This window comes from Bradyrhizobium sp. T-1, from assembly GCF_053592855.1.
In genome coordinates this window covers 3,217,087-3,241,646 of sequence record NZ_CM132115.1, presented here as the reverse complement: position 1 = coordinate 3,241,646, position 24,560 = coordinate 3,217,087, and the positions used below count along the sequence as shown (strand labels likewise).

The 24,560-nt window shown below is 63.8% G+C and carries 24 protein-coding genes; 13 read left to right on the top strand and 11 right to left on the bottom strand.

Annotated elements, in window-relative coordinates:
• The first annotated feature begins 149 nt into the window (after positions 1–149).
• Positions 150–1,322 carry a M20 aminoacylase family protein gene (locus ACWAT4_RS15410; protein WP_212303032.1) on the top strand — a complete coding sequence of 391 codons (1,173 nt, stop codon included), beginning with the start codon at positions 150–152 and terminating at the stop codon, positions 1,320–1,322.
• Positions 1,323–1,435: 113 nt separating this feature from the next.
• On the opposite strand, the gene ACWAT4_RS15405 is transcribed toward ACWAT4_RS15410, so the two are convergent.
• Positions 1,436–3,343 (bottom strand): acyl-CoA synthetase, encoded by a 1,908-nt coding sequence (locus ACWAT4_RS15405; protein WP_449730862.1) that lies wholly within the window; start codon positions 3,341–3,343, stop codon positions 1,436–1,438.
• Between the two features lie 247 nt (positions 3,344–3,590).
• Here ACWAT4_RS15405 and ACWAT4_RS15400 point away from each other — a divergent pair, with 247 nt between their 5' ends.
• Both ACWAT4_RS15400 and ACWAT4_RS15395 read left to right on the top strand, forming a co-directional pair.
• Positions 3,591–4,673 (top strand): SecDF P1 head subdomain-containing protein, encoded by a 1,083-nt coding sequence (locus tag ACWAT4_RS15400; protein ID WP_212444392.1) that lies wholly within the window; start codon positions 3,591–3,593, stop codon positions 4,671–4,673.
• A 260-nt stretch (positions 4,674–4,933) separates the two neighbouring features.
• Positions 4,934–5,740, top strand: coding sequence for a Crp/Fnr family transcriptional regulator (locus tag ACWAT4_RS15395; RefSeq protein WP_212303029.1), 807 nt, complete (start codon positions 4,934–4,936; stop codon positions 5,738–5,740).
• A gap of 7 nt (positions 5,741–5,747) precedes the next feature.
• Here ACWAT4_RS15395 and ACWAT4_RS15390 read toward each other — a convergent pair whose 3' ends face one another.
• Positions 5,748–6,389, bottom strand: a complete 642-nt coding sequence (locus tag ACWAT4_RS15390) for a glutathione S-transferase family protein (RefSeq protein ID WP_212444476.1) — start codon at positions 6,387–6,389, stop codon at positions 5,748–5,750.
• 40 nt (positions 6,390–6,429) lie between these two features.
• On the bottom strand, positions 6,430–6,972 hold the full coding sequence (locus ACWAT4_RS15385; protein WP_449730861.1) for a cytochrome b: 543 nt from the start codon (positions 6,970–6,972) through the stop codon (positions 6,430–6,432).
• A gap of 170 nt (positions 6,973–7,142) precedes the next feature.
• On the opposite strand from ACWAT4_RS15385, the gene murI reads away from it, so the two are divergent.
• The 5 genes from murI to ACWAT4_RS15360 all read left to right on the top strand — a co-directional run bounded on the left by murI (position 7,143) and on the right by ACWAT4_RS15360 (position 11,879).
• Positions 7,143–7,940: a glutamate racemase gene (murI, locus tag ACWAT4_RS15380; RefSeq protein ID WP_212444394.1), complete on the top strand. Its 798-nt coding sequence runs from the start codon at positions 7,143–7,145 to the stop codon at positions 7,938–7,940.
• A 62-nt stretch (positions 7,941–8,002) separates the two neighbouring features.
• A complete protein-coding gene (locus ACWAT4_RS15375) occupies positions 8,003–8,776 on the top strand; it encodes an HpcH/HpaI aldolase family protein (RefSeq protein WP_212444395.1) in 774 nt (257 codons plus the stop codon).
• A gap of 259 nt (positions 8,777–9,035) precedes the next feature.
• Positions 9,036–9,803 (top strand): acyltransferase, encoded by a 768-nt coding sequence (locus tag ACWAT4_RS15370; protein WP_449730860.1) that lies wholly within the window; start codon positions 9,036–9,038, stop codon positions 9,801–9,803.
• 302 nt (positions 9,804–10,105) lie between these two features.
• Positions 10,106–10,723, top strand: a complete 618-nt coding sequence (gene rpsD, locus ACWAT4_RS15365; RefSeq protein WP_212303024.1) for a 30S ribosomal protein S4 — start codon at positions 10,106–10,108, stop codon at positions 10,721–10,723.
• A gap of 88 nt (positions 10,724–10,811) precedes the next feature.
• A complete protein-coding gene (locus ACWAT4_RS15360; RefSeq protein ID WP_449730859.1) occupies positions 10,812–11,879 on the top strand; it encodes a threonine aldolase family protein in 1,068 nt (355 codons plus the stop codon).
• A gap of 62 nt (positions 11,880–11,941) precedes the next feature.
• On the opposite strand, the gene ACWAT4_RS15355 is transcribed toward ACWAT4_RS15360, so the two are convergent.
• Genes ACWAT4_RS15355 through grxD form a run of 4 tightly spaced genes read right to left on the bottom strand, consistent with a single transcriptional unit; the run spans position 11,942 to position 15,420 of the window.
• Positions 11,942–13,204, bottom strand: a complete 1,263-nt coding sequence (locus tag ACWAT4_RS15355) for a serine hydrolase domain-containing protein (RefSeq protein WP_212444397.1) — start codon at positions 13,202–13,204, stop codon at positions 11,942–11,944.
• Between the two features lies 1 nt (position 13,205).
• Positions 13,206–14,492 (bottom strand): serine hydrolase domain-containing protein, encoded by a 1,287-nt coding sequence (locus ACWAT4_RS15350; RefSeq protein ID WP_212303021.1) that lies wholly within the window; start codon positions 14,490–14,492, stop codon positions 13,206–13,208.
• Between the two features lie 46 nt (positions 14,493–14,538).
• Positions 14,539–15,090 carry an O-acetyl-ADP-ribose deacetylase gene (locus ACWAT4_RS15345; protein WP_212444398.1) on the bottom strand — a complete coding sequence of 184 codons (552 nt, stop codon included), beginning with the start codon at positions 15,088–15,090 and terminating at the stop codon, positions 14,539–14,541.
• 3 nt (positions 15,091–15,093) lie between these two features.
• Positions 15,094–15,420 carry a Grx4 family monothiol glutaredoxin gene (gene grxD, locus ACWAT4_RS15340; protein WP_128926634.1) on the bottom strand — a complete coding sequence of 109 codons (327 nt, stop codon included), beginning with the start codon at positions 15,418–15,420 and terminating at the stop codon, positions 15,094–15,096.
• Positions 15,421–15,660: 240 nt separating this feature from the next.
• Between grxD and egtB the strand changes: the two genes are divergently transcribed.
• Positions 15,661–16,959: an ergothioneine biosynthesis protein EgtB gene (gene egtB / locus ACWAT4_RS15335; RefSeq protein ID WP_212444477.1), complete on the top strand. Its 1,299-nt coding sequence runs from the start codon at positions 15,661–15,663 to the stop codon at positions 16,957–16,959.
• A gap of 51 nt (positions 16,960–17,010) precedes the next feature.
• Positions 17,011–17,982: an L-histidine N(alpha)-methyltransferase gene (gene egtD, locus ACWAT4_RS15330; RefSeq protein ID WP_212444399.1), complete on the top strand. Its 972-nt coding sequence runs from the start codon at positions 17,011–17,013 to the stop codon at positions 17,980–17,982.
• A gap of 13 nt (positions 17,983–17,995) precedes the next feature.
• On the opposite strand, the gene ACWAT4_RS15325 is transcribed toward egtD, so the two are convergent.
• Both ACWAT4_RS15325 and ACWAT4_RS15320 read right to left on the bottom strand, forming a co-directional pair.
• Complete coding sequence (locus ACWAT4_RS15325; protein WP_212444478.1) at positions 17,996–19,189, bottom strand: low temperature requirement protein A; 1,194 nt, start codon at positions 19,187–19,189, stop codon at positions 17,996–17,998.
• Between the two features lie 23 nt (positions 19,190–19,212).
• The gene (locus ACWAT4_RS15320) at positions 19,213–19,449 is read right to left on the bottom strand and encodes a BolA/IbaG family iron-sulfur metabolism protein (RefSeq protein ID WP_212444400.1); all 237 of its coding nucleotides are present in this window, start codon (positions 19,447–19,449) and stop codon (positions 19,213–19,215) included.
• Between the two features lie 193 nt (positions 19,450–19,642).
• On the opposite strand from ACWAT4_RS15320, the gene ACWAT4_RS15315 reads away from it, so the two are divergent.
• Complete coding sequence (locus tag ACWAT4_RS15315; RefSeq protein ID WP_212444401.1) at positions 19,643–20,002, top strand: DUF427 domain-containing protein; 360 nt, start codon at positions 19,643–19,645, stop codon at positions 20,000–20,002.
• A gap of 99 nt (positions 20,003–20,101) precedes the next feature.
• Here ACWAT4_RS15315 and ACWAT4_RS15310 read toward each other — a convergent pair whose 3' ends face one another.
• Positions 20,102–20,275, bottom strand: a complete 174-nt coding sequence (locus ACWAT4_RS15310; RefSeq protein WP_007612121.1) for a DUF1328 domain-containing protein — start codon at positions 20,273–20,275, stop codon at positions 20,102–20,104.
• 182 nt (positions 20,276–20,457) lie between these two features.
• Between ACWAT4_RS15310 and ACWAT4_RS15305 the strand changes: the two genes are divergently transcribed.
• Positions 20,458–21,648 (top strand): acyltransferase family protein, encoded by a 1,191-nt coding sequence (locus ACWAT4_RS15305; protein WP_212303017.1) that lies wholly within the window; start codon positions 20,458–20,460, stop codon positions 21,646–21,648.
• 15 nt (positions 21,649–21,663) lie between these two features.
• Here the strand turns inward: ACWAT4_RS15305 and purL are convergent, their stop codons facing one another.
• The gene (gene purL / locus ACWAT4_RS15300) at positions 21,664–23,874 is read right to left on the bottom strand and encodes a phosphoribosylformylglycinamidine synthase subunit PurL (protein ID WP_212444403.1); all 2,211 of its coding nucleotides are present in this window, start codon (positions 23,872–23,874) and stop codon (positions 21,664–21,666) included.
• 185 nt (positions 23,875–24,059) lie between these two features.
• Between purL and ACWAT4_RS15295 the strand changes: the two genes are divergently transcribed.
• Positions 24,060–24,539, top strand: coding sequence for a PaaI family thioesterase (locus tag ACWAT4_RS15295; protein ID WP_212444404.1), 480 nt, complete (start codon positions 24,060–24,062; stop codon positions 24,537–24,539).
• Positions 24,540–24,560 lie beyond the last annotated feature (21 nt).

Below are 24,560 nucleotides of genomic sequence, written 5' to 3'. Positions count from 1 at the left end.
TACACGTCTCGCTGACAGATTTCAATATCTGTCAGTCAATGATCCGTGATTGACAGTTAATTTTTGAGAGGGACCCGCCTTTCACCCCGGCCTCGCGGCGGGCTACGCTTGTGCTGACTCGCCCTTCAAAAAAGAAACGGACCCCCTCCATGCCCATCGTCAACCGAATCGCCGCCCTCTCCGACGAAATGGCCGCCTGGCGCCATGACTTCCACGAGAACCCCGAGCTGCTCTACGAGGTCCACCGCACGGCAGGCATCGTCGCCGACAAGCTTCGCGAGTTCGGCTGCGACGAGGTGGTGACGGGCATCGGCCGCACCGGCGTCGTCGGCGTGATCCGTGGCCGCAAGTCGGCGTCCGGCAAGACGATCGGCCTGCGCGCCGACATGGACGCGCTGCCGATCATGGAAACCGCCGATGTACCCTACGCATCGAAGATTCCCGGCAAGATGCACGCCTGCGGCCATGACGGCCACACCGCGATGCTGCTGGGTGCCGCAAAGTACCTCGCCGAGACGCGCAATTTCGACGGTACCGCGATCCTGATCTTCCAGCCCGCGGAAGAGGGTGGCGGCGGCGGCAAGGCCATGGTCGAGGACGGGCTGATGACGCGCTGGAACGTCGACCAGGTCTACGGCATGCACAACATGCCCGGCCTGGCCGAGGGCCATTTCGCGACCACGGCGGGTCCGCTGCTCGCCTCCTCCGACAACATCCAGATCACCGTCCGCGGCAAGGGCGGCCATGCCGGCGCCACCCCGCACCAGGCGATCGACAGCGTCCTGATCGGCTCGCAGATCGTCAATGCACTGCAATCGATCGTCGCGCGCAACGTCAACCCGCTGCAGTCGGCGGTGATCTCGATCACGCAGTTCCACGCCGGTACCGCCTTCAACATCATCCCCGAGACCGCCGAGCTCAGCGGCACCGTGCGCACACTCGATCCTGATGTGCGCGATCTCGTCGAGCGCCGGATTGGCGAGGTCGCCGAGAGCGTCGCCCGTGCCTATGGCGGCTCGGCGGAGACGAAATACTCGCGGATGTATCCGGTAACCCTGAATCATGCGCGCGAAGCCGGCGTTGCTGCCGACGTCGCCCGTGACATCGTCGGTGCCGACCGCGTCAACGACAAAATCATCCCGATGATGGGCGCTGAGGATTTCTCGTTCATGCTGGAAGAACGCCCCGGCGCAATGATCCTGGTCGGCATGGGCGACAGCCCGGCATGCCACCATCCGGCCTACGTCTTCAACGACAACATCCTCGGCCACGGCGCCTCGTTCTGGGTGCGCCTGATCGAGACGGCAATGCCGGCGGGGTAGCCTCGATCTCGCAGGGTGGCAAAGCGTAGGCGTGCCCACCATGACGATCTCAATTGGCAAGGTGGGCACGGCGCCTTGCGCGTTTGCCCACCCTTGATCTTAGCAGCGCGCCACTACGCCTGCACCACCTCGTGCCGCATCACGAACGGCGCGAGCAATTTGTGCACCTCGCTGGCGACGACCTCGCGCTGGTCCGGGGGCAGCCCCGCGAGTGTCACGATCGCGATCGAGCCGTGGCTGCCATGTGCACCAACCTTCACCCTGCAATCGATGCCACGCGCGATGAGCGGCGCCAGAACTTTCGTGAACACGCGTTGCGCCGCGTCCCAACGCAGCTGCGGCTTGAACACCTTGCCGACGCCGGTCACCGGCATCGGATCGATCGGAATGACCTGCACCGGAACGGCGGCGCGCTCCGGCGTGCGCTCTCGCACCCACGCCTCGATCTCACCCGGCTCGACGGATGCGCCGGGCTTCAGCTGCACATAGCCCACAGGCAGCTCGCCGGCATAAGCGTCGGGCTGGCCGACCACCGCGGCGAAACCGACGGCGGGATGGCGGAACATGATTTCCTCGATCGGCGCCGGATCGATGTTGTGGCCGCCGCGGATCACGAGATCCTTGGCGCGACCGGTGATCCAGAGATAGCCGTCGGCATCGAGCCGGCCGAGATCGCCGGAATTGACCCAGACCTCGTCGACGAAGGCGCCCTTGTTGTGGGCGTCGTTGAGATAGCCACCGAACACACCGGGGCCGGCCATGATGACGACGCCGATCTCGTCCGGCTTGCAGTCGCGGATCAGGCGGCCATCGGCATCCAGCTGCACGATGCGGACACGCGCATAGGGCATGGGGAGCCCAACCGAGCCCAGCCGGATCGGTCGTGACGGATAGGCGAGCGTGTGCACGCTCGAGGTCTCCGTCATGCCATAGACCTCGACCACGGGAAGTTTCAGCTTCTCCTGGATCGTAGAGCCCACGGCAACCGGGATCGCCGAGCCGCCACCGGCTGCGTATTTCAGGCTGGAGATATCGGCATTCCCGGGCGGCACCGCGAGCGTTGCAGCCAGCACCGTCGGCACGCTCGACAGCGCTTCCGGCTTGAAGCGTTCGACCAGCCCCCAGATGTTCTTCACCGCGTTCGGATTGCGCCAGCCGCTCGGCGACAGCACGACGAGAGAGCCACCGCTCGACAGCGTCAGCAGCACTTGCGTCAGTGATCCCCCGACGTGAAACAGCGGCATGCCGAACAGCAAGTTGGCGCCGGGCTTCGACTTCAAGAGCAGGTTGAGCGCCCAGGCCTGATAGACCTGATTGGCGTGGGTATGCCGCACCAGCTTCGGCGTCCCGGTGGTGCCGCCGGTGTGAAAATAGGCGGCGATGTCGCTGCCCAAGATCTTGCGTCCGCTGATAAGTCGGTCGGCCGGCTGCTGCTTGATCAGGTCGTTGAACGCGAAAATTCCGTTGGCGGGATCGCCGCCGCCAGCCACCTGTACGATCGCCTTGAGATGCTTGAGCTGCGGGCGGATCTGCTCGACTTTCTGCCAGATGTCGGTACCCGGCATTGGCCCGAGCGCCACCAGGATCTTCGTATTCGCCGCTTCCAGAATTTCCGCGATCTGGTGCGGCTCGAGCAACGGGTTGACGGGATTGGCGATGCCTGCGGCCTCGGCGCCGAACAGCGTCACGAAGGCATCGGGCAGCAGCGGCAGCATGAAGGAGATGACGTCGCCCTTCTCTGCACCGAGCGCGTGAAACATGTTGGCGGCCTGCGTGACGCGCGCAATGAAGTCGCGGTAGGTGACCACGAGCGGCGTGTCGCCCGGGTCGGCGTTTTGCAGAAACTGAATCGCTGCCCCATCGGGATTGCGTGCGGCACCGAGCCTGATCGCATCATAGGTGCTGTCGGCCGCGACCCGATCGGCATAAGGGACCCGCTCGAAGGCCCGGACCTCCTCGTCCGTCAAAAGCTCCGGATAGTCATCGCCGATGAGCCGATCGAGCGTGTGGATGCCCGCCATGGAATACCGTCCTCCCTCAGATGCAGTCCCTCGCCGCCTGTCTTTTGACATTTGGTTCGGCGGGGCCTCGACCGATGGCCGGTCGAACGGGAATACAATGATGGATGATTGGGCGTTCGTCTATTGCCTACGGGCTGCGACGATCCACCTCGCCAGAACGGCCTTTGAACCTCTATGCCCGATCCGGGGACCAAGAACTGGCACAGGACTCATCTGCCAGCGCCCTGCCGCAAGACTTGAGGTGATCATGACTACGCCCCTGCGGGACCGCGCCACACGCTTGATCCTCGCGCTGGCCATGACGTCGGCCATTGCCCTGCCGCGCGCCGCGCTCGCCGAGGACAGTCAGTTCGACAAGATGCGCGCCAAGATCGCGGCCTTCGTCGGCGACAAGATGGAAAAGCTGGGTGGGTCGCGCATCGTCTACAAGGTGGACAGTGAAGGCTTGCGCGAGAGCGTCGTCACGGATTTGCGCGACGACGTCTACAAGAATCTGCACGACGGCCATATCGCCTTCTCCGGCCTTGCGATCCGCGAGGGCGGCGTCGAATTGAAGATCGCGGACGCAAAAGGCCGCGAACAGCTTGCACGCAAGCTCGCATCAGACGCGGAAGGGGTGCCATCGCATGCACTCGCCTTGACCAACGGCAGCGAAGGAGCGGTCAGGTTGGCGCCGACCGACGCGGCCTCGGCGGCGCGGCTGCGCGATCTCGTGGAAGATGCCGCCGCCATGATCGAGCAACGTCTCAAGGACGCCGGCGTCAAGCTTGCCAGCGTTGCCCCCGACGGGACCGACCGCATCCGCATCTTCCTGCCGGGCGTGACGGATCCCGAGCGCATCACCGCGATCTTCGCACGCAAGGTCAAGGTCAGCTTCCGCTCGATCGATACTTCGATGTCGGCGGAGCAGGCGCAATCCGGCACCCCACCCTCCGGCACGGAAGTCCTGCTCGGCTTCAAGGACAAGAAGCCCTATCTGGTCACCAAGGACAGCGCGCTCGATGGCGAGGACATCAACTATGCCGCGCCCGGCTTTGCGACCGGTACCAAGGACCCGATTGCCCAGTTCCGCTTCAACGGACGCGGCACGCGGCGCTTCGCCCACGTCACCGAAGAGAATGTCGGCAAACCCTTCGCCATCGTGCTCGACGACAGAGTGATCTCCGCCCCCGTGATCCGTGAGCCCATCACCAGCGGCTCGGTCCAGATCTCCGGCAATTTCAGCCTCGAGGAGGCCAACAGCGTCGCCATGCTGCTGCGCGCCGGCGCCCTGCCGGGGCACCTTACCCTCCTCGAGCAGCAGGTCGTCCAGCCCGGCGCCAAGCCGTAGGGCCCGCGGGGCCGCCTTGATCGCGCTGTCAGCCCTGTCCGGATGCCAAAGTCAGCCTGCGGCGCGCCCGCCCGAATCACAGGGCGCCCCAGGATCATGCGCACAACCAACGGGCAATTGCCGAAACCACCGATCAGGCTAAAATTTGCCCCTTGCGGCAGGACGACCGGAGCATTCATTTCAAGCGGTCGTCATTCGATTTCGGCTATAGGTGCCGCGGATACCGACCAGGACTGAAGGCCTTACGCGGGGTTAGTACCATGCCGTCCGGCAGCGCAGACATTTCGTCGATCCTCGACCGCATTCTGGATGCGGCGACGGACAACCTCAGGATCGCAAAGATCCTGGTCCAGATGGGCCTGGACCCCAACAACGTCACCTGGGATGCGATCTTCAACCGGCTGCTGGAGATCTTCGTCCACAACATCACGCTGGCCAACATGTTCGCCGCGGTCGGCGCCGGATTCTTCGTTGCCACCCTCCTGATGCGGACGATGGTGCCCCTGCGCGTCGCCAACATGATCGGCTGCGCCTTCTTCGCCCTTTTCGGCGCGCTGTCGGCCAACGTCTCGACGTTCCTGCTGTATCTGCTGTTGCTTCCGATCAACGCACTTCGGCTGCGGCAGATGCTCAAGCTGGTCAAGAAGGCGCGCCATGCGGCCGAAGGCGACATGTCGATCGAGTGGCTCAAGCCGTTCATGACCGAGCGCAAATACCGCCATGGCGACACGCTGTTCAAGCTGGGTGATCCCGCCAAGGAGATGCTGCTCACGGTCACGGGCAAATTCCTGGTCAAGGAGATCGGTGTCGAGATCGGGCCTGGAGCTCTCATGGGAGAGCTCGGCTTCCTGACGCCCGACAACCGGCGCACCGGAACGATCGAATGCATCGAGGACGGACAGGTGTTGACGATCACCTATGACCGGCTGCTCGAGATCTACTTTCAGGATCCGCAGTTCGGCTATTACTTCCTGGTGCTGACCAGCCAGCGCCTCTTGCAAAACATCGATCGCTTGCAGAAGCAGCTGGCCGCGGCACGGGCGGCGACCACAAACAAGATCGCCTGATCCCGGCTCAACTCAACAGCAGCGCCATGCCGGGGTCGCCCTTCTCCATCGCGCGCCGATAAGCCGCTCGCGCACCGATGCGGCCGAGATATTTGACCACGTTCGGGCAGCGCTGGAGATCATAGGGCTGGAAATAGCGCATCGTGGTGAGCGAGAAGCCCATCATGATGTCGGCCGTAGTGAAGGTGCTGCCGGCGAGATACTCGGCGTCGCGCACGCGTGCATCGACGAGATCGAAGGCACGGTCGACGCGCGCCCTGGTCGCGACCAGCATCGGATTGTCATCGGTGAGATTGAGCCGGTTCAGCATCATCAGCCGCCCCATGCCCGCTTGCAGCGTGCCGTTGGCGAAGTGAAACCAGTACAGGAATTGCGCGAAATCAGGGGCATCGGGGCCGAGCATCAGGCGGCCTTTGCCGTATTTGGCCATGATGTAGTCGACGATGGCGCCGGATTCGGCGAGCACGAGATCGCCGTCGGTGATCACCGGTGCGGCCCCGATCGGATGCAGCGCCTTGTAGTCAGGCGGCGCCAGCATGGTGACGGCATCGCGCGCATAACGCTTCAGCTCGTAGGGAATCCCGAGCTCCTCGCAGAGCCAGACGATGCGTTCGGATTGCGATTTGCCGAGATGATGGACGGTGAGCATGGAATCTCCTGCGGTGGCAAGCTGGATCAGTCGACCCATCTTACTCCGTCACCATCCGCGCCACCACGCGGTCGCGGCGGACGAAGTGGTGCCAGAGCGCGGCAACCACGTGGACCACGATCAAGGCCAGCAGCACATAGGCAAAGAAGATGTGGCGGTCCTCAAAGGCGTCCGCCGCTGCCTTGTCCGGAGAGGTGAATTGCGGCACATGAAACAGGCCGAAGAAGTCCGAATAGTTGGTCGCGCGCGCGCCGGAATGGGCCCAGCCGAGCATCGCGACCAGAATCACCACGAGATAGAGCGCGCCGTGGCTGAGGCGGGCCGCGATCTTCTGCCAGCGCAAGGACACGGCCGGCAGCGCCGGCGTCGGGTTGATGGCGCGCCAGGCCAGACGCAGCACCGTGAGCAGCAGGATCACATAGCCGATGTCGGCGTGGATCGAGCGGTAGAAGAACTTGTCGGCCCGCGCCGGGACATGATTCATCCACCAGCCGAAGCCGAGCATGCCGATGATCGCCAGCGCCAGGCCCCAGTGAAACCACCGGGCGACGCTGCCCCAGCCGGTTGACGTGTTTCTGATCATGTCGGCTCCCGAAATTTTGCGGATGTCCCAACCGCGGCGCAGCACGGCTGCAGATAGCGGGAACATGCGGCAAACGCGAAATTGAATCGCTCCAAACTGGTGACGGGCAGCTCCCGCCGCAAAACCGCCCCAAAAACCGAATGGTAACCATGACGGGCTAGGGTAGTGACGTGACCAATTCCCCGACGATCCTGGTATTCGATTCCGGTCTTGGCGGCCTCACCGTGCTGCGTGAGGTCGTGGCCGCGCGCCCGGACGCGCACTATACCTATGTCGCCGATGACGCCTTCTTCCCCTACGGTCATCACAGCGAGGACGAGATCATCGCCCGCGTCGTGCCGCTGATGGGGGAGCTGATCGGCACCCATGATCCGGACCTCGTCGTCATTGCCTGCAACACCGCCTCCACCCTGGTCCTATCGCATCTGCGCGCCGCTTATTCCGTGCCCTTCGTCGGCACCGTGCCGGCTATCAAGCCGGCCTGTGCCCGATCGAAGACCCGCCGCGTCTCGGTGCTCGGCACCAAGGGCACGGTGAAGCGCGAATACACCAAGGCGCTGATCCGCGATTTCGCGCTGGGATGCGAGGTGACGCTGGTCGGCTCGCCCGAACTTGCCTCGCTTGCCGAGCGCGAGCTCAGCGGCCAGGTGATCAGCGATGGCGACATCCTCGCCGAGCTCAGCCCCTGCTTCGTCGGTGACGCCGCCGACGCGGGCGCGCGCACCGATACCGTGGTGCTCGCCTGCACCCATTATCCGCTGCTGCTCGACCGGCTGGAGCGGCTGGCGCCCTGGCCGGTCGAGTGGATCGATCCCGCCCCGGCCATCGCCCGCCGCGTGTCGGATCTGCTCGGCTCGCGCGGCGGCGGCATCGCGCAATCGGGCGCCGAGATGATTTTCACGTCGAACCGCGTGCATGGGCTTGGCCCGGCTTTGACGCCGTTCTTCGGCGGCCGCGCGCTGGCCTGACTTCCGGCGCGCACAGTGCGCTGCTAGGCTCGCGCAGTCGTCATTTCGCGCAAGGTCATTCCATGTCGGTCCCCGCCAAGCCGCTCAATCGCCTCCGCCAATTGTGGAGCGAAGGCCACCCCGCCTTCGGCGCGATCGCGACGATGCCAAGCGTGCAGATGGTGCAGATCATGGCGCGCTCGCTCGACTGGATTATCGTCGACCTCGAGCATGGCCCGATCGGATTGACCGAAGCCCATGCGATGATCGCGGCGACGACGGGCACACCGTGCACGCCCTTGGTGCGGATCGCGGCGAACGAGCCGTGGCTTGCGAAAGCGCCGATGGACATCGGCGCTTTCGGTATCAATTTTCCGATGATCACCAATCGCGACGAGGCCGAGAAGGCGGTGCGCAGCGTGCGCTATCCGCCACGCGGCGACCGCCTCTGGGGTCCGTTCCACGCACCGTTCCGCTGGGGTCAGTCGATGCCGGATTACATGGCGTCAGCCGACGACGAGATGATCTGCATGGTCACCATCGAGCATGTCGATGCCGTCGACCGCATCGACGAGATCATGGCGACGCCGGGCATCGACGTTGCCGTCATCGGTCCCGGCGATCTTGCGACGTCCATCAACAAGCGAGGCCAGATGGACGACCCGGAATTGCGGGAGCTGATTGCCCGCGCCGAGGCCGGCATTCTCAAAAGCGGCGTTCCGATCGGTGGCGTGGCGCGCACCGCAGACCAGGCCAACCAACTGATCGACCGCGGCTACCGCGCCATCGCGCTCGGCTTCGACTGGTCCCTGTTCCAGCGCGGCATCATGGCGGCGTTCGACGGGATCAGGCGCTGAACAGGCCGATTGCCGCCTTGCCGAAAGCCGGCGATTCCGGTCAGGTTCTGGCTGGCGTCGCGCAGGAGGCTCGGAATCGCAACGACAAGCCATTGAAAATGCTTGCAGATTTAGACACCGACAAGACCAGACCGCTGGCCTCCGCGCCGGCCTGATGCGGCGAACCGACCGCCCCCAAACGGGTTGGTTCGTGCTAGAGCAGGCGCGAGCAGAAACCTGCTCGCTGCCCATATTTTCATCCGCGGGAACTGAAAGAGCGATGCGCGGGACGCCCAAGACCATTTCGCTGCCGCGTCGCCTGATTTGCGACCTCATGCGCGCGTCGATGGACGTGCCGTTCGTTTCGCTGTCCCGTTCACTCAATATCCGCCCCTTGCTGGACGCCCGTGCGGGCGCGATGACGCCGGCCGGCTGGGCAGCCATGTTCGTCAAGGCTTTCGCCCTGGTCGCAAGGGACGAGCCGGTCCTGCGCACGGTCTATGCCAAATGGCCCTGGCCATCGCTCTACGAGCTTCCAAAGAGCGTGGCGCTGGTCGCCATCGCCCGGGTCGAGGACGGCGAGGAATGCGTGATGCCGCAGCGAATCGCGGCCCCGGAGACCATGGCATTGGCAGCGGTCGATGCCGAAATCCGGCACGCCAAGTCCGCGCCGATCGATGACGTCCCGATGTTCCGTAAGATCATGCGGGCGACCCGCCTACCCCTGCCGCTACGGCGCCTGTCCTGGGCGATCGGCACGAATTTCGGCCGCCAGCGCGGAAATTGGTTCGGCAGCTTCGCCGTGAGCTCGGTGGCGGCCTACGGCGGCGGCGAGCTCCACCCCATCACGCCCGGGCCTTTCATCGTCAGCTATGGGGTGGTCGGACCCGATCAGACCATCCACGTCGTGATCCGCTGGGATCACCGGGTGACCGATGCCGCCCCCATTGCCCGGGTCCTGACCCGCCTGGAACAGGTCCTGAACACTGAAATCGCTACCGAATTACGGGCCGCCGACCCCAAGCCGATCCGGGCTGTCGGGTCTTAACCGCGCAGCGGTCACCCCGGGCGGTGTGCGAGCACCAAACCCGGGATCTCAAGGTTCCCAGGTGCGAAATAGCGCACCATGAGTTCGCCCTTCGCGCGCCCCGGAACGACCGTCTCGCATTGACAGCGAACCCCAAACTCCCCTAAAAGCCGCCTGCTCGCGGGCCGATTTCGGCCCGCGAAGCGTTTCGCGACCCGTGGTCCTCTCCCTTAAGCTTTGGGGATCGGACCTGTCGGTGCCGGGATCATCCCGTCACACAGGAGGGCGCGTTTCCTCATAACCATGTACCTGAAGAGGACGCGATGACTAAGCGCAGTGAGGCGAAGTACAAGATCGATCGCCGTATGGGCCAGAACATCTGGGGCCGCCCGAAGAGCCCCGTGAACCGCCGCGAGTACGGCCCGGGCCAGCACGGCCAGCGCCGCAAGGGCAAGCTCTCCGACTTCGGCGTGCAGCTGCGCGCCAAGCAGAAGCTGAAGGGCTACTACGCCAACATCAGCGAGCGTCAGTTCCACGGCATCTATGTCGAGGCCAGCCGCCTCAAGGGTGACACCGGCGAGAACCTGATCGGCCTGCTCGAGCGTCGTCTCGACGCGGTCGTGTACCGCGCCAAGTTCGTCTCCACGATCTTCGCCGCCCGCCAGTTCATCAATCACGGCCACATCAAGGTGAACGGCCGCAAGGTCAACATCTCGAGCTACCAGATCAAGGTCGGCGACGTGATCGAGGTGAAGGAAGCCTCCAAGCAGCTCGCCCACGTTCTCGAAGCGAGCCAGCTCCCCGAGCGCGACACCCCTGACTATCTCGAAGTCGACCACGGCAAGATGACCGCCAAGTACGTGCGCATCCCCGGCCTCTCCGACGTGCCGTTCCCGGTGCAGATGGAGCCCCATCTGGTCGTCGAATTCTATTCGCGCTAAGATCTGAATATGAAAAGGCCCCGGTTCGCCGGGGCCTTTTTGCTTAAGAGCCACACTTCAGTGGCCGCACTGCTTTAGGAGCCGTCGCATGCTCTACACCCCTCCCCCGATTGATCCCAAGGCGCCGCCGGTGCGCATCAATCTGCTCTCGGACACGCAGACCAAGCCGACGGCTGCGATGCGCGAAGCGATGGCGCGGGCCGAAGTTGGTGACGAGCAAGTCGGTGACGATCCGACCGTGAATGCGCTGTGCGAGCGCGTCGCCGATCTGATGGGCAAGGAGGCTGCGGTCTACATGCCCTCGGGAACGATGTGCAACGTCACCGCGACGCTGGTGCATTGCCGTCCCGGCGACGAGATTTTGGCGCACGAGACCGCGCACATCATCGCCCGCGAAGGCGGTGCGCATGCCGCAATCGGCGGCTTTCAGGTGATGCAGCTCAAGGGCCCCGACGGCCAGTTCACGCCGGAGACGTTTCGCGAGGCTCTGCATCCCCGCACACGCTATCAGCCGCCGCAGACGGTCGTCAGCGTCGAGCAGACCGCCAATATCGGCGGCGGCACGATCTGGAAGAAGGCGGCGCTCGACGAGATTGTCGCGATCGCCAAGCAACATGGCCTCGTCACCCACATGGACGGCGCGCGCCTGCTGAACGCGACCGTGGCAAGCGGCATCTCGCCGCGCGACATGACCGCAGGCTGGGATTCGGCCTGGATCGACTTCTCCAAGGGCCTGGGCGCGCCGATCGGCGGCGTGCTCGCGGGCAGCCGTGCCTTCATCGACGCGGTCTGGCAGTGGAAGCAGCGCCTCGGCGGCTCGATGCGGCAGGCCGGCATCTGCGCGGCCGCCTGCATCTACGCGCTCGACCACCACGTCGACCGCCTCGCCGACGACCACGCCAATGCGCGCGCGCTCGCCCGCGGACTGTCGCAGATCGCAGGCATCGAGGTGCAGGAGCCCGAGACCAATCTCGTGTTCTTCAAGCCCGACGGCGCCGGCGTTGCCGGCGACAAGATGGTCGCGGCGCTGCGCCAGCGCGGCGTGACGCTCGCAATGATGGACGGCCGCATCCGCGCCTGCACCCATCTCGACGTCAATACGAGCCAGGTCGAGGAGACGATCGGATACGTCAGGGAGATCGTGCGCGGGGCTTAGTCAAAGCGTTGCGAGCGAAGTGGATACCGGTTCGCGTAAAGAAAACGCGTCAAAACGAGAATCTACCGCCCCATCGCCTGATAGATCAGCCTCTTCAGTGCGAGTTGGATCCGCCCGCGCTGCGACGGGGTCTGCATCATGAAAATCCCGAACAGATCGTCTTCGGGATCGATGAAGAAGAAGGTGCCGCCGACGCCGTCCCAGCGATATTCGCCAAGCGGCCACGAGGTACCTGGCGGCACCGAGGTGCGCACGGCGACGCCGAGCCCATAGCCGGAGCTCTCGCCCGGGTAAAAGTTTTTGTCGCGCACGACGTGGGTTTCGGGACCGACATGATCCGATGCCATCAGAGCGATGGTCTCCGGCTTGAGATAGCGCCGGCCTTCGTAGGTGCCGCCATTGAGCAGCATCTGTGAGAAGCGCGCATAGTCGCCGATGGTGCCGACGAGGCCACTACCGCCCGACTCCCACCTCAGAGGTTTCCTGGGATCACGAACCTGCGTCATCGGGCTGATCGCGCGATCCTGCGGCATCGGCTCGGCGATGCGCGGCCATTTGGCGGGATCGGCGACATAGAATGCGGTGTCCATCATCCCGAGTGGATCAAACAGCCGCTCCTTCGCGAACTGCAGCAGCGATTTCCCCGATATCACCTCGATGATGCGGCCGAGCACGTCGGTGGAGAGGCCGTAGTCCCAGATCGTGCCGGGCTGTTCGGCGAGCGGCAGCGCAGTGATCTTCGCGACGAGTTCGGCATTGGTCAAAGCATCGCTGTCGAACAGACCGGCGTCGGCATAGACCTTGTTCACGATATCCCCGCCATAATAGCCGTAGGGGATTCCGGCGGTGTGGCGCATCAAATCCTCGATCGTCACCGGACGGTTGAGCGGCTCGAGCTCCAGCGAGAGCTTGTTGTCCCCGGCCTTCTTCTCGACGCCGACCTTCATGCCGGCAAAGGCCGGAATGTACTTCGAGACGGGATCGTGGATGGCGAGCCTGTCCTCCTCCACCAGCATCATCGCCAGGACAGAGGTGATCGGCTTCGACATCGAATAGAGCCGGAAGATCGTGCCTGCGCTCATCGAAATTTCGGTCGCGACGTCGCGGACGCCGAAATTCTCGTAATAGACCGGCTTGCCATGCTGCTGCAGCAAGAGGATCGCGCCGGGAATTTTGCCTGTTGCGATCTCGTTCCTGATGTAATCGGAGACTCTTGCCAGACCCTCGGGCGCAAACTCATGCGCGCGGCTCTCAGAGCCCGCCTTCGCACCGGCGACGCCGCACAGAAGAAAGAGCGCCGCGATCAGCGCGCGGCGCCCGAACATCTCAATTTTCCATGGCCTCATAAATCAACTGCTTCAATGTCCGTTGCACCCGCTGGCGCTCGGTCGGTGTCTGCTCCAGCAGCACAAAAAACATGTCCTGCTTGGGGTCGATCACGAAATAGCAGCCGGAGGCGCCATCCCATTTCAGTTCACCGAGATCGCCGGGCGGCGGCGGCTTGGCGTTGCCGGGATCGGTGCGGACCGCAAGTCCGAGGCCGAAACCGAAGCCGTCGCCGGGGAAATAGAAATAGTCGCGATCCACGCCCGAAGTCGGGCCGATCTGATCGGTCACCATCAACTTGAACGTCTCGGGCTTGAGGATCGTTTTGCCGTCGAGACTGCCGCCGTTGAGCAGCATCTGCGCAAAGCGCTCATAATCGGCCATAGTCGTCACCATGCCGCCGCTGGCGAACTGGATCTTCTTGACGACCGTCGGATCGTTGATCCGGCCGACGCGAAAATCACTGTCGTTCGGCACCGGCTGCGCCAGCAGCTTCTGCTTCTCGGGATCCGTGACGAAGAAGCCGGTATCGACCATGCCGAGCGGGCCGAGCAGCTTCTCCCGCTCGATATCGATCAGCGGCTTGCCAGCGGCGACTTCCATGACGCGCGCCAGGATGTCGGTGGAATGGCCGTATTGCCACAGTGCGCCCGGCTGATTGTGCAGCGGCAGCTTTGCGATGCGCTCGGCGAACTCGGCGAGATCGAAATCGCCGGCATAGATATTGGCGTCGCGATAAGCTTTACGGACCAGGCTGTCGCCATAGAAGCCATAAGTGACGCCCGAGGTGTGCGTCATCAGATCTTTTACCGTCATCGGCCGGTTCGGCGGCACCAGCTCGAGCGACTTGGTGCCGTCGTCTGCCTTCTTCTCGACGCCGACCTTCACGTTTGCGAAGGATGCAATGTATTTGGAGACGGGATCGTCCAGCTTGATCTTGCCATCCTCGACCAACTGCATCGCGGCGACGGACGTGATCGCCTTGCTCATCGAGAACAGGCGGAAGATCGTTTTGTCGGTGATCGGCGCCTTGCTGACCACATCCTGCACGCCGAAGGCTTCGTGATAGACCGGCTTGCCGTGCTGCTTGATCAGCACGGTGGCGCCGGCGATCTTGCCGGTCGCGACCTCGTTCTTGAAGAACTCGCTGATCTTCGCAAGCTTGTCCGGATTGAAATGCGCGCCGGCCGGAATCTCGTAGGTGCCCTCCGCGCGCGCGAGCGACATCGTGCCAAACGAGACAAGCGCGCCACAGACGAGCGCTCGCAGTCCAGATCGCAAAATCATATCCCCTCCCCGGAACATGGCCGGCCGGAGTGTACTGACGGCGCCATCAGGCACAAGGGCTGCCGCAGCGCGCCAAAACGTCCGTATGGAGGGCTGCGCTTGCCTCCGAAAAACAACAGAATATGACATGGCCGACCGACGGCGCAGCCGCCAGGGCATCAATGGTCGTATGGATCGCGATCTTCGCGGCCCGATCGGCAGGAAAGCGGAAAATGCCGGTCGAAATCGCGGGAAATGCCACCGAGGTCAGCTCGTGCTTGCCGCACAGCTCCATCGAACGGCGATAGCAGGAGGCGAGCAGATCGTCCTCGTTGAGGGTACCGCCGTTCCAGACCGGCCCGACGGTGTGGATCACATGGGCGGCCTTGAGCCGGTAGCCTTTGGTGATCTTGGCTTCACCCGTCTTGCAGCCGTGAAGCATGCGGCATTCGGCGACGAGGTCCGGTCCGGCAGCCCGGTGGATCGCGCCATCGACGCCGCCCCCACCAAGGAGCGACGAATTTGCGGCGTTGACGATGGCGTCAACGCCGAGGGTCGTGATGTTGGCGACGATGACCTCGAGGTCGGCGCCGCCGATGCGGCGCGTCAGCACCGTCACGGATCAGGCCGCGACGACAACGCCCTTCTCGGAGAAGAGCTGCTGCAATTCGCCGGCCTGGAACATCTCGCGGACGATGTCGCAGCCGCCGATGAACTCACCCTTCACGTAGAGCTGGGGGATGGTCGGCCAGTTCGAATATTCCTTGATGCCGTTGCGGAGTTCGGCGGATTCGAGAACGTTGAGGCCCTTATAGCCGACGCCGACGTGGTCGAGGATTTGGACGACCTGGCCCGAGAAACCGCACTGCGGAAATTGCGGGGTACCCTTCATGAACAGAACCACGTCGTTCGACTTCACTTCGTTGTCTATGAATTCCGCGATGCTCATATCCGTGTCCTTCTGGGGCAGAGCCCTCAACATTATCCTCGGGCCGGCTCAACCGATTTAACCCGATACCTGTCTATATATGTAGCCCAAACCGTTGTGCATCCAAAGTAAAATGGCGGCGAACAGGCCCGGACCGGCGGAACGGGACGGCCTTGGGCTCATTGCATGATGGCACGAATATCATCACCGGGGAGGACTTTCATACCGTAACGGAGCCCCTATCTAGGACGAACCTTGGTTTTGGAACCGGGTCTCGCCAATAACGTTCTCTTGTCCTGTCTGGAGAAAAACGTGACGAAACAAGCCTCCGCTACGGCCAGTCCGCCGCTTTCGTCACCCTCCCCCGACCAGGGTAGCCTCGCCCAACGGCTCGAGGTCGCCTTTCTCGCCGTCCGTAACGAGACCGAGCGTCGGGCTGCGCCGCTGTCGCCCGAGGACCAGCAGATCCAGTCCATGCCGGATGCGAGCCCAGCGAAATGGCATCGGGCGCATACCACCTGGTTCTGGGAGCAATTCTTGCTCGGCGAGCACGCGCCAGGCTACCGGCCCTTCCACCCCGATTTCGCGTTCCTGTTCAATTCCTATTACGTCAGTGCCGGCCCCCGCCACGCCCGCAATCATCGCGGCGACATCACCCGGCCCAGCGCCAGCGAAGTCGGCGCCTATCGCAGCTATGTCGATGCGGCCGTCGTCAAATTCTTCCGCGAGACCGGCGAGGACAAGCTGCGCGAGATTGCCCCGCTGATCGAGGTCGGGCTGAACCACGAGCAGCAGCATCAGGAATTGATGTACACCGACATCCTGCACGCTTTCGCGCAGAACCCGGTCTATCCGGCTTACGACACGGATTGGCGCTTTCCGGCCGCGACACGCACCGGCGACGATTGGATGACGCTGAACGAGGGCATCCACACCGTCGGTCACGTCGATGACAGCTTTCATTTCGACAACGAGAAGCCCGCACATCGCGCGCTCGTCGGCCCGGTCAAGATCGCCCGCAACCTCGTGACCAACGGTGAGTGGCTCGCCTTCATGCGCGACGGCGGTTACCGGACCGCGACGCTGTGGCTGATGGACGGCTTCGCCGCGGCCGGCAAGGAAGATTGGCAGGCGCCTGGCCATTGGCGCGAGGTCGATGGCGGATGGCAGGTGATGACGCTTGCCGGCCTCAAGCCGGTCGATCCCGACGCGCCCGTCTGTCATGTCAGCTATTACGAAGCCGATGCGTTCGCGCGCTGGGCCGGAAGGCACCTGCCGACCGAGATGGAGTGGGAGGTCGCCGCACGCGCTGGCCAGCTCAACGACGCCTTCGGCATCGTCTGGCAGTGGACGCGCAGCTCGTATTCCCCCTACCCCGGTTACCGCGCCGTCGAAGGCGCGCTCGGCGAGTACAACGGCAAGTTCATGGTCAACCAGCTGGTGCTGCGCGGCTCCTCGCTGGCGACACCTGATGGTCACAGCCGCGTCACATATCGCAACTTCTTCTATCCGCACCACCGCTGGCAATTCACGGGGTTGCGGCTCGCCGATTACGTCTGAAGTCTTATCCGACGACAACCGCGCGCCGGACAGCGCGTTCAGGAGAGTATCATGAATGTGCACGCCAGCGCTTTGGCCGAAGCCCATCTCCCCGACGAGCAGACCACCGCCTTCGCCCGCGAGGCCATCGAAGACCTCTCGCAGCAGCCGAAAAAGCTGTCGCCGAAATACTTCTATGACGCGACCGGCTCGGAGCTGTTCGAGGCGATCACGCGCCTGCCGGAATATTATCCGACCCGTACCGAGCTTGCGATCCTGAAGGAGCGCGGCAGCGAGATCGCGAAGATCATTCCGGAGCATGCGGCGCTGGTCGAGTTTGGCGCCGGCGCGACCACGAAGGTTCGTCTGCTGCTGAACCATTGCAAGTTCGCGGCCTATGTTCCGGTAGACATCTCCGGCGACTTCCTGAGGGCGCAGGCGAGCGGGCTGAAGCGCGACTATCCCGTGCTCGGCATCTATCCGGTGGCGGCCGACTTCACCACGCCGTTCGAGCTGCCCAAGGCGGTTGCGTCCATGCCCAAGGTCGGCTTCTTCCCGGGCTCGACCATCGGCAATTTCGAGCCGCATGAAGCGCAGGCCTTTCTGACGAGCGCCCGCCAGATCCTCGGCCGGGGCGCGCAGATGATCATCGGTGCCGACCTGGAGAAAGAGGAGCGCCTGCTCCACGCCGCCTACAACGATGCAGCCGGCGTCACCGCACGGTTCAACCTCAATGTGCTGGTGCGGATCAACCGCGAGCTCGGCGGCAATTTCGACCTCTCCGCCTTCACCCATCGCGCGATCTACAATCACGCACGGCACCGCATCGAGATGCACCTGATCAGCCGGAAGAGCCAGACCGTGCGCCTGCTCGGCACCAGCTTCACGTTCAAGCCGGGCGAGAGCATCCACACCGAGAACAGCTACAAATACAGCCTCGAGCGCTTTGCAGCGCTGGCGCAAGGCGCGGGCTGGCGCGTGCGCGAGAGCTGGACGGACGCAGCCGAGATGTTCTCGGTGCACGCGCTGGAGGCGGTGGAGTAAAAGCTCCGGCGTCTCAGCGCTCCCCGGCCTCTTCCGGCTTCGACCCTAGCGACACCGACTCCCACACCGCGACGACGATCATGATCACGCTGGTCGCGACCGACAGCCACAGCGGCGAGAGGTCGGCGGCGAACCACCACAGCGCCAGCAGCAGGATGATGCCGATGCCGTGGGAGAGCTGGAGGAAGCCGCGGATCGAGTGCTTGAACAGGATGGTGCCGACCAGAAACACCAGGGGACCGCCGATCGTGCTGACGATGGTGCGGACGTCGGAATGTCCGGTCGGATGTTTCAGCACCAGTTCGTCCGAGACAGCGGTCAGGATGATGCCGGCGACGATCGGCATGTGCAGATAGGTGTAGGCGAGCCGCGCCAGCCGACCGGATTCGGCGCTCTTCGAGATCCGCTCGGAGCCGGCCTCGGCGCCCTTGTGGAAATAGACCCACCACATCGCGATGCTGCCGACCAAGGCCGCGACGAAGGCGAGGATGTTATCCGCAGTCCAGTCCAGCTCGGCGAAGGTCGCGCCGTTGACGACGACGGCCTCGCCGAGCGCGATGATGATGAAGCCGGCGCAGCGCTCGGCCATGTGGCCGCCCTCGACGGCCCAGGCCTCAACCGACGAGAAGCCCAGCTTCGGCACCCAGAAGCGCACCGCGGGCGAGACGTATTCGATCGCGAGCGCCGCGATCCAGAACCACAGCCGCTCCTCGCCATGGGCCAGGCCGCCGAGGATCCAGAGCACCGCCGAGCAGCACAGCCAGACCAGAATGCGGATCGCGTTGTGCCGCACGGCGGTGCGATGACGCGGGGTCGCAAACAGCCAGAAGGCGGTCCGCCCGACCTGCATCACCGCATAGGCGATCGCAAACCAGAGGCCGCGGCCGTCGAACGCGCTCGGAATCGTCGTCGACAGCACGAGGCCGCCCAGCATCATCAGGAAGATCAGGATGCGGACCGGCGTCAGCTCGGGGTTGAGCCAGTTGGTGACCCAGGCGGTGTAGACCCACACCCACCACACGGCGAGAAACAGCAGCGTGACCTCGACCGCGCCGAGCGGCGTGAAGTGGTGCAGCAGCGTGTGCGAAATCTGCGTGACGGCGAAGACGAAGACGAGGTCGAAGAACAGCTCGGCATTGGTGACGCGGCTGGGTTGGTTCGGCACGATCACGCGAAACATCGCGCCGCGCTGATTGTCCGCAGCCATCATCACCCCGTCGTGCGATCAGGTCAGGTGCCGGGTACCCCGGTTTGCAGCGCCAACGCGTGCAGCACCCCGCCCATCTGACCTTCCAGGGACCGATAGACGATCTGGTGCTGCTGGACGCGGGATTTGCCGCGGAAGGATTCCGAGATCACGGTCGCGGCATAGTGATCGCCATCGCCGGCGAGGTCACGGATGGTCACCTCGGCATCGGGGATCGCTGCCTTGATCATCGCCTCGATATCGTGGGCGTCCATGGGCATTCGGGTCTTGCTCCTTGTGTCGGCTCTAAGCCTCGTCGTCGAATCGCTTGCCGGGGTCCCCTCACCGGCACGGCCAAACTTAGCGTGAACGGCCTTCTACGTCACGCTTTCCGGCACTATATCCCTGATCCCATCCGGATAAAGGCAAGACAAAGTGCCGCGCGCGGCAGAATGATCGAAAAGGCGTGAAATCATGAAGCTTCCAGGCCCCGACCACCCCATCGCGATCACCCAAAACCCCCGGCGCGTTCGCGTCACGGCGGGCGACATCGTGATTGCCGAAAGCACCAAGGCGCTGACGCTGAAAGAGGCCAAATATCCGGCGGTGCAATATGTGCCGCGGCAGGACGCCAACATGGCGTTGCTGGAGCGCACCGACCGCACCACCCACTGCCCCTACAAGGGGGACGCCAGCTATTACAGCATCAAGGCCAACGGCAAGACGCTCGACAACGCGATCTGGACCTACGAGACGCCCTTCCCCGCGATGACGGAGATCACCGGGCACCTCGCTTTTTATCCGGACAAGGTGAAAATCGAGGAGGTGGGGTAGTTGGAGTCCACGTCATTCCGGGATGGTCCGAAGGACCAGACCCGGAATCTCGAGATTCCTGGTTCGGTCCTGCGGACCGCCACGGAATGACTTATCAGGTTACGCTCTGAAGATCGTGAGCCCGAGGATCAGCAGCACCAGGAAGATCACGACGAAGACGTAGAACAGAAAGCGGGCGATATCGGCGGAGGCCGCCGATATTCCGGTGAAGCCGAGCACACCGGCCACGATCGAGACCAGCAGAAAGATCAGCGCCCATTTCAAGATCGTCATCGCCAGCTCCGCTGGTATCGGCCGCCGCGGCCGGCGGCGTCTCACTTCGGGATCGCTAACCGCATTGTGCGGAGCAGGTTCCTAAACGCACGACAGAAGGATTTTGCGGCGCAAACTGCGCTTGCTGAATCGGGTTCCCGGCGGCAGAGTCCGGCCGGAGGAGAAAGGCGACCGGGGCAGCCATGATTACGATGTCACAGTCTGCGCAGGGTGGCGCAGAGGCGCATGCCGAGCCGAAGGCAAAGGTGCGCAATATGTCGCTCGACCGTGCCCGCACCTTCCTCACACTGGTGGTGCTGCTGCATCACGCTGTCATTCCCTACACCTATTTCGGTCATACGGATCCGAAGTTCTTCTTCGGCTTCGACATGATCGTGCTCGCCACCGACAGCTTCTTCATGGCGATGTTCTTCTTCCTGTCCGGCTTGTTTGCGTGGTCAGGCATCGCCCGCAAGGGAGCGCAGAGCTATTTGACAGATCGCCTGCTGCGGCTTGGGCTGCCGTTCGTGATCTGCGCATTCACGATCATTCCGCTCGCCTATTACGCCATCGCGCTCCGGCAAAATCCCGAGATCGGCTTCGCGGAATACTGGTGGAACATGGTCACGAAGGGTCCCTGGCCGAGCGGGCCGATCTGGTTCCTCTGGGTCCTGCTCGCCTTCGACGTGGTTGCCTGCATCCTGCATCGACTGTCACCCAACCTGCTCGATCCGATCAATCGGCTGTCGCTGCACGGCCGCCGCCGGCCCGCGGTGTTCTTCGCGGTTATGCTCGCCATCACCGCAGCGTTCTATGTTCCGGGGCTGATGTATTTTGGGCCAAGCAGCTGGTTCGAGTTCGGGCCGTTCTCGGTGCAGCACGGGCGGGTGATGCTCTATGCGAGCTACTTCTTTTTCGGTGCCGGCATCGGCGTCGCGAATATGGACCGCGGACTGCTCGCGGCTGACGGCCGGATGGCGAAGGTCAGCTGGGACTGGATGGTCTTGGCGATCGTTCCGTATTGCCTGCTCTGGGTGCTGATCTTCATCAAGCGCGAAATACTGGGAAATCCGTCACCGCTGCCGAACTGGTATGAGGGCCTCTATGCCGTCTGCTTCGCTGTTTTCAGCGTAGCTATCATGTTTCTGATCCTGGCCTTCTTCCAGAGGTTCAAGCAATCGGGTTCGGCCAGACTCCTCGATCCGATGCAGGCGGACGCCTATGGCATGTTCTTGGTGCACTACCCGATCGCGCTTTGGCTGCAATACTGGCTGTTCGACTATGACCTGCCAGCGATCATCAAGATGACGGTCGGATTCGTGCTGACAATCGCTATCAGCTGGGCGCTGACGCGCGCCTTGCGCCAGATCCCCGGGGCAACGAAGGTGCTGTGAGCTCGTGAAGGCGGCCTACGCCGCCTTCCCGCCCATATACTCCGGCAGCCACCGCTCGAACGACTTGCGCAGCGCATCGATCGTCACGGGAGTTTCGCCGACGATCGCGATGGCGTCACCACCGGTGGTGCCGATCCGCACGCAGGGCACCTCGCAACCGCGCATCTTGGCGAGCACGCGGCCAGCCTCTGTCTCCGGCACGGTGACGAGATAGCGCGCCTGGTCCTCACCGAACCAGTACGCCTGCGAGACGAGCGAAGTCGGCGCAGCCAGCAGTCTTGCGCCGATGCCGCTCGCCATCGCCATCTCCGCGAGTGCGATCAAGAGGCCACCGTCGGAGAGATCGTGCACCGCAGTCGCGGTGCCCGCGTGAATCATGCCGCGCACGCAATCGCCGTTGCGCTTCTCGGCGGCGAGGTCGACCGGCGGCGGCGCACCCTCCTCGCGACCACAGATGTCACGCAGGTACACGGACTGACCGAGCCAGCCATGTGTCTCGCCGACCAGCAGGATGGCCTCGCCCTCAGCCTTGAAGGCGAGCGAGGCCGACTTGGTGAAGTCGTCGAGCAGGCCGACACCACCGATCGAGGGCGTCGGCAGGATCGCGCGGCCATTGGTTTCGTTGTAGAGCGAGACGTTGCCGGAGACGACCGGGAAGTCGAGCGTGCGGCAGGCTTCCGAGATGCCCTTCAGGCAGCCGACGAACTGGCCCATGATCTCAGGGCGCTCAGGATTGCCGAAGTTGAGATTGTCGGTGATCGCGAGCGGCTTGCCACCGACGGCCGTGATGTTGCGCCAGGCCTCCGCCACCGCCTGCTTGCCGCCCTCAAACGGGTCGGCCTCGCAATAGCGCGGGGTGACGTCGACGGTCAGCGCAAGGCCCTTCGGCCCGTCCTGCACGCGCACGACGGCGGCGTCGCCGCCGGGGCGCTGCATGGTGTTGCCGAGGATGACGTGGTCATACTGCTCCCACACCCAGCGCTTGCTGCACATGTCGGGCGTGCCGATCAGCTTCTCCAGCGCTGCGCCAAGCGCCATCGGCGCCGGCACCTCGCGCGCATGCACGGTCGGCAGCGCGGCGGAGGGCACATGCGGGCGGTCATAAAGCGGCGCCTCGTCGCCGAGCTCCTTGATCGGCAGGTCGGCCATGACGTCGCCGCCATGCTTGACCACGAAGCGCTTGCTCGGCGTGGTGTAGCCGACCACGGCGAAATCGAGCCCCCACTTCCTGAAGATCGCCTCGGCTTCCTTTTCCTTCTCGGGCTTGAGCACCATGAGCATGCGCTCCTGGCTCTCCGAGAGCATCATCTCGTAGGCGCTCATGCCGGTCTCGCGGGTCGGCACCGCATCGAGATCGAGATCGACACCGAGATCGCCCTTGGCGCCCATTTCGACGGCAGAGCAGGTCAGACCCGCCGCACCCATGTCCTGGATCGCGATGACGCAGCCCTTCTCCATGATCTCGAGGCACGCTTCGAGCAGCAGCTTCTCGGCGAAGGGGTCGCCGACCTGCACGGTCGGGCGCTTCTCCTCGGACTTGTCGTCGAACTCGGCCGACGCCATCGAGGCGCCGTGGATGCCGTCGCGGCCCGTCTTGGAGCCGAGATAGACGATCGGCATGTTCACGCCGGAGGCGGCCGCATAGAAGATCTTGTCGGCATCGGCGAGGCCAACCGCCATCGCGTTGACGAGGATGTTGCCGTCATAGCGGGTATGGAATCGCACCTGTCCGCCGACCGTCGGCACGCCGAAGGAATTGCCGTAGCCGCCGACACCGGCGACGACGCCGGAGACGAGATGCCGGGTCCTGGCGTGTTCGGGCGCACCGAAGCTCAGCGCATTGAGGCAGGCGATCGGGCGCGCGCCCATGGTGAAGACGTCGCGCAAAATGCCGCCGACGCCGGTGGTCGCGCCCTGGTAGGGCTCGATGTAGCTCGGGTGATTGTGGCTCTCCATCTTGAAGACCACCGCCTGGCCGTCGCCGATGTCGATCACGCCGGCATTCTCGCCCGGGCCCTGGATCACCCAGGGCGCCTTGGTCGGCAGGCCCTTCAGATGGATGCGCGAGGATTTGTACGAGCAGTGCTCGTTCCACATCGCCGAGAAGATGCCGAGCTCTGTGAAGGTCGGCTCCCGCCCGATCAGCTTCAGGATGCGCTCGTATTCGTCGGGCTTGAGCCCGTGGGCGGCAACCAGTTCGGGGGTGATCTTGGGTTCGTTCTTCATGGATTCGGGGCTTTCGGCGGCGGTTTGGCCGTTCTTAGGAACATCGAGGGCTCACGAAAAGCCCTTTATGGCGCATTTTCCCACTGTCCCACGTTTTGCGGGCGGGCGGTCGCAGGAACAGCAATTGCACGGCGTGAACGGATCGGATTTAAGGGCTAAAGACCCGCAATTGAAGGCCCATTTCCTTGCACGAATTGACCAAAACCCCCCCGCCCCGCCGTCCCGACCTCCATATCGCGACCGAGGGGGAATTCGAGGGCTGGCAGACCTGGATCCGCGACAGTTTTGAGAATCATATCGGCCCCTTCTGGCACCGCTTTGAGGCGGATGGCCGGGTCCGCTGCGCCTTCCGGGTCGAGAAAAAGCACCTCAACGGCTCTCAAAACGTCCATGGCGGGTGCTTCATGGCGTTTGCCGACTACTGCCTGTTCGCAATCGGCCGACACGCGCTGCAGGGCAAGGGCGTGACCGTCAATTTCGCCTGCGAATTCCTCGATGCCGGCCGTGAGGGCGAGCTGATCGAGTGCACCGGCGAGGTCACCCGCGCCGGTGGCTCACTGATCTTTCTACGCGGGGAGATGATGGCCGGCGACCGCCGCCTCTTCACCTTCTCCGGCACGATCAAGCGGGTGAAGCGGAAGCCGCTGCCTCAGCCGACCCCATAGTTCGACGCCTTTCCTTTTGGC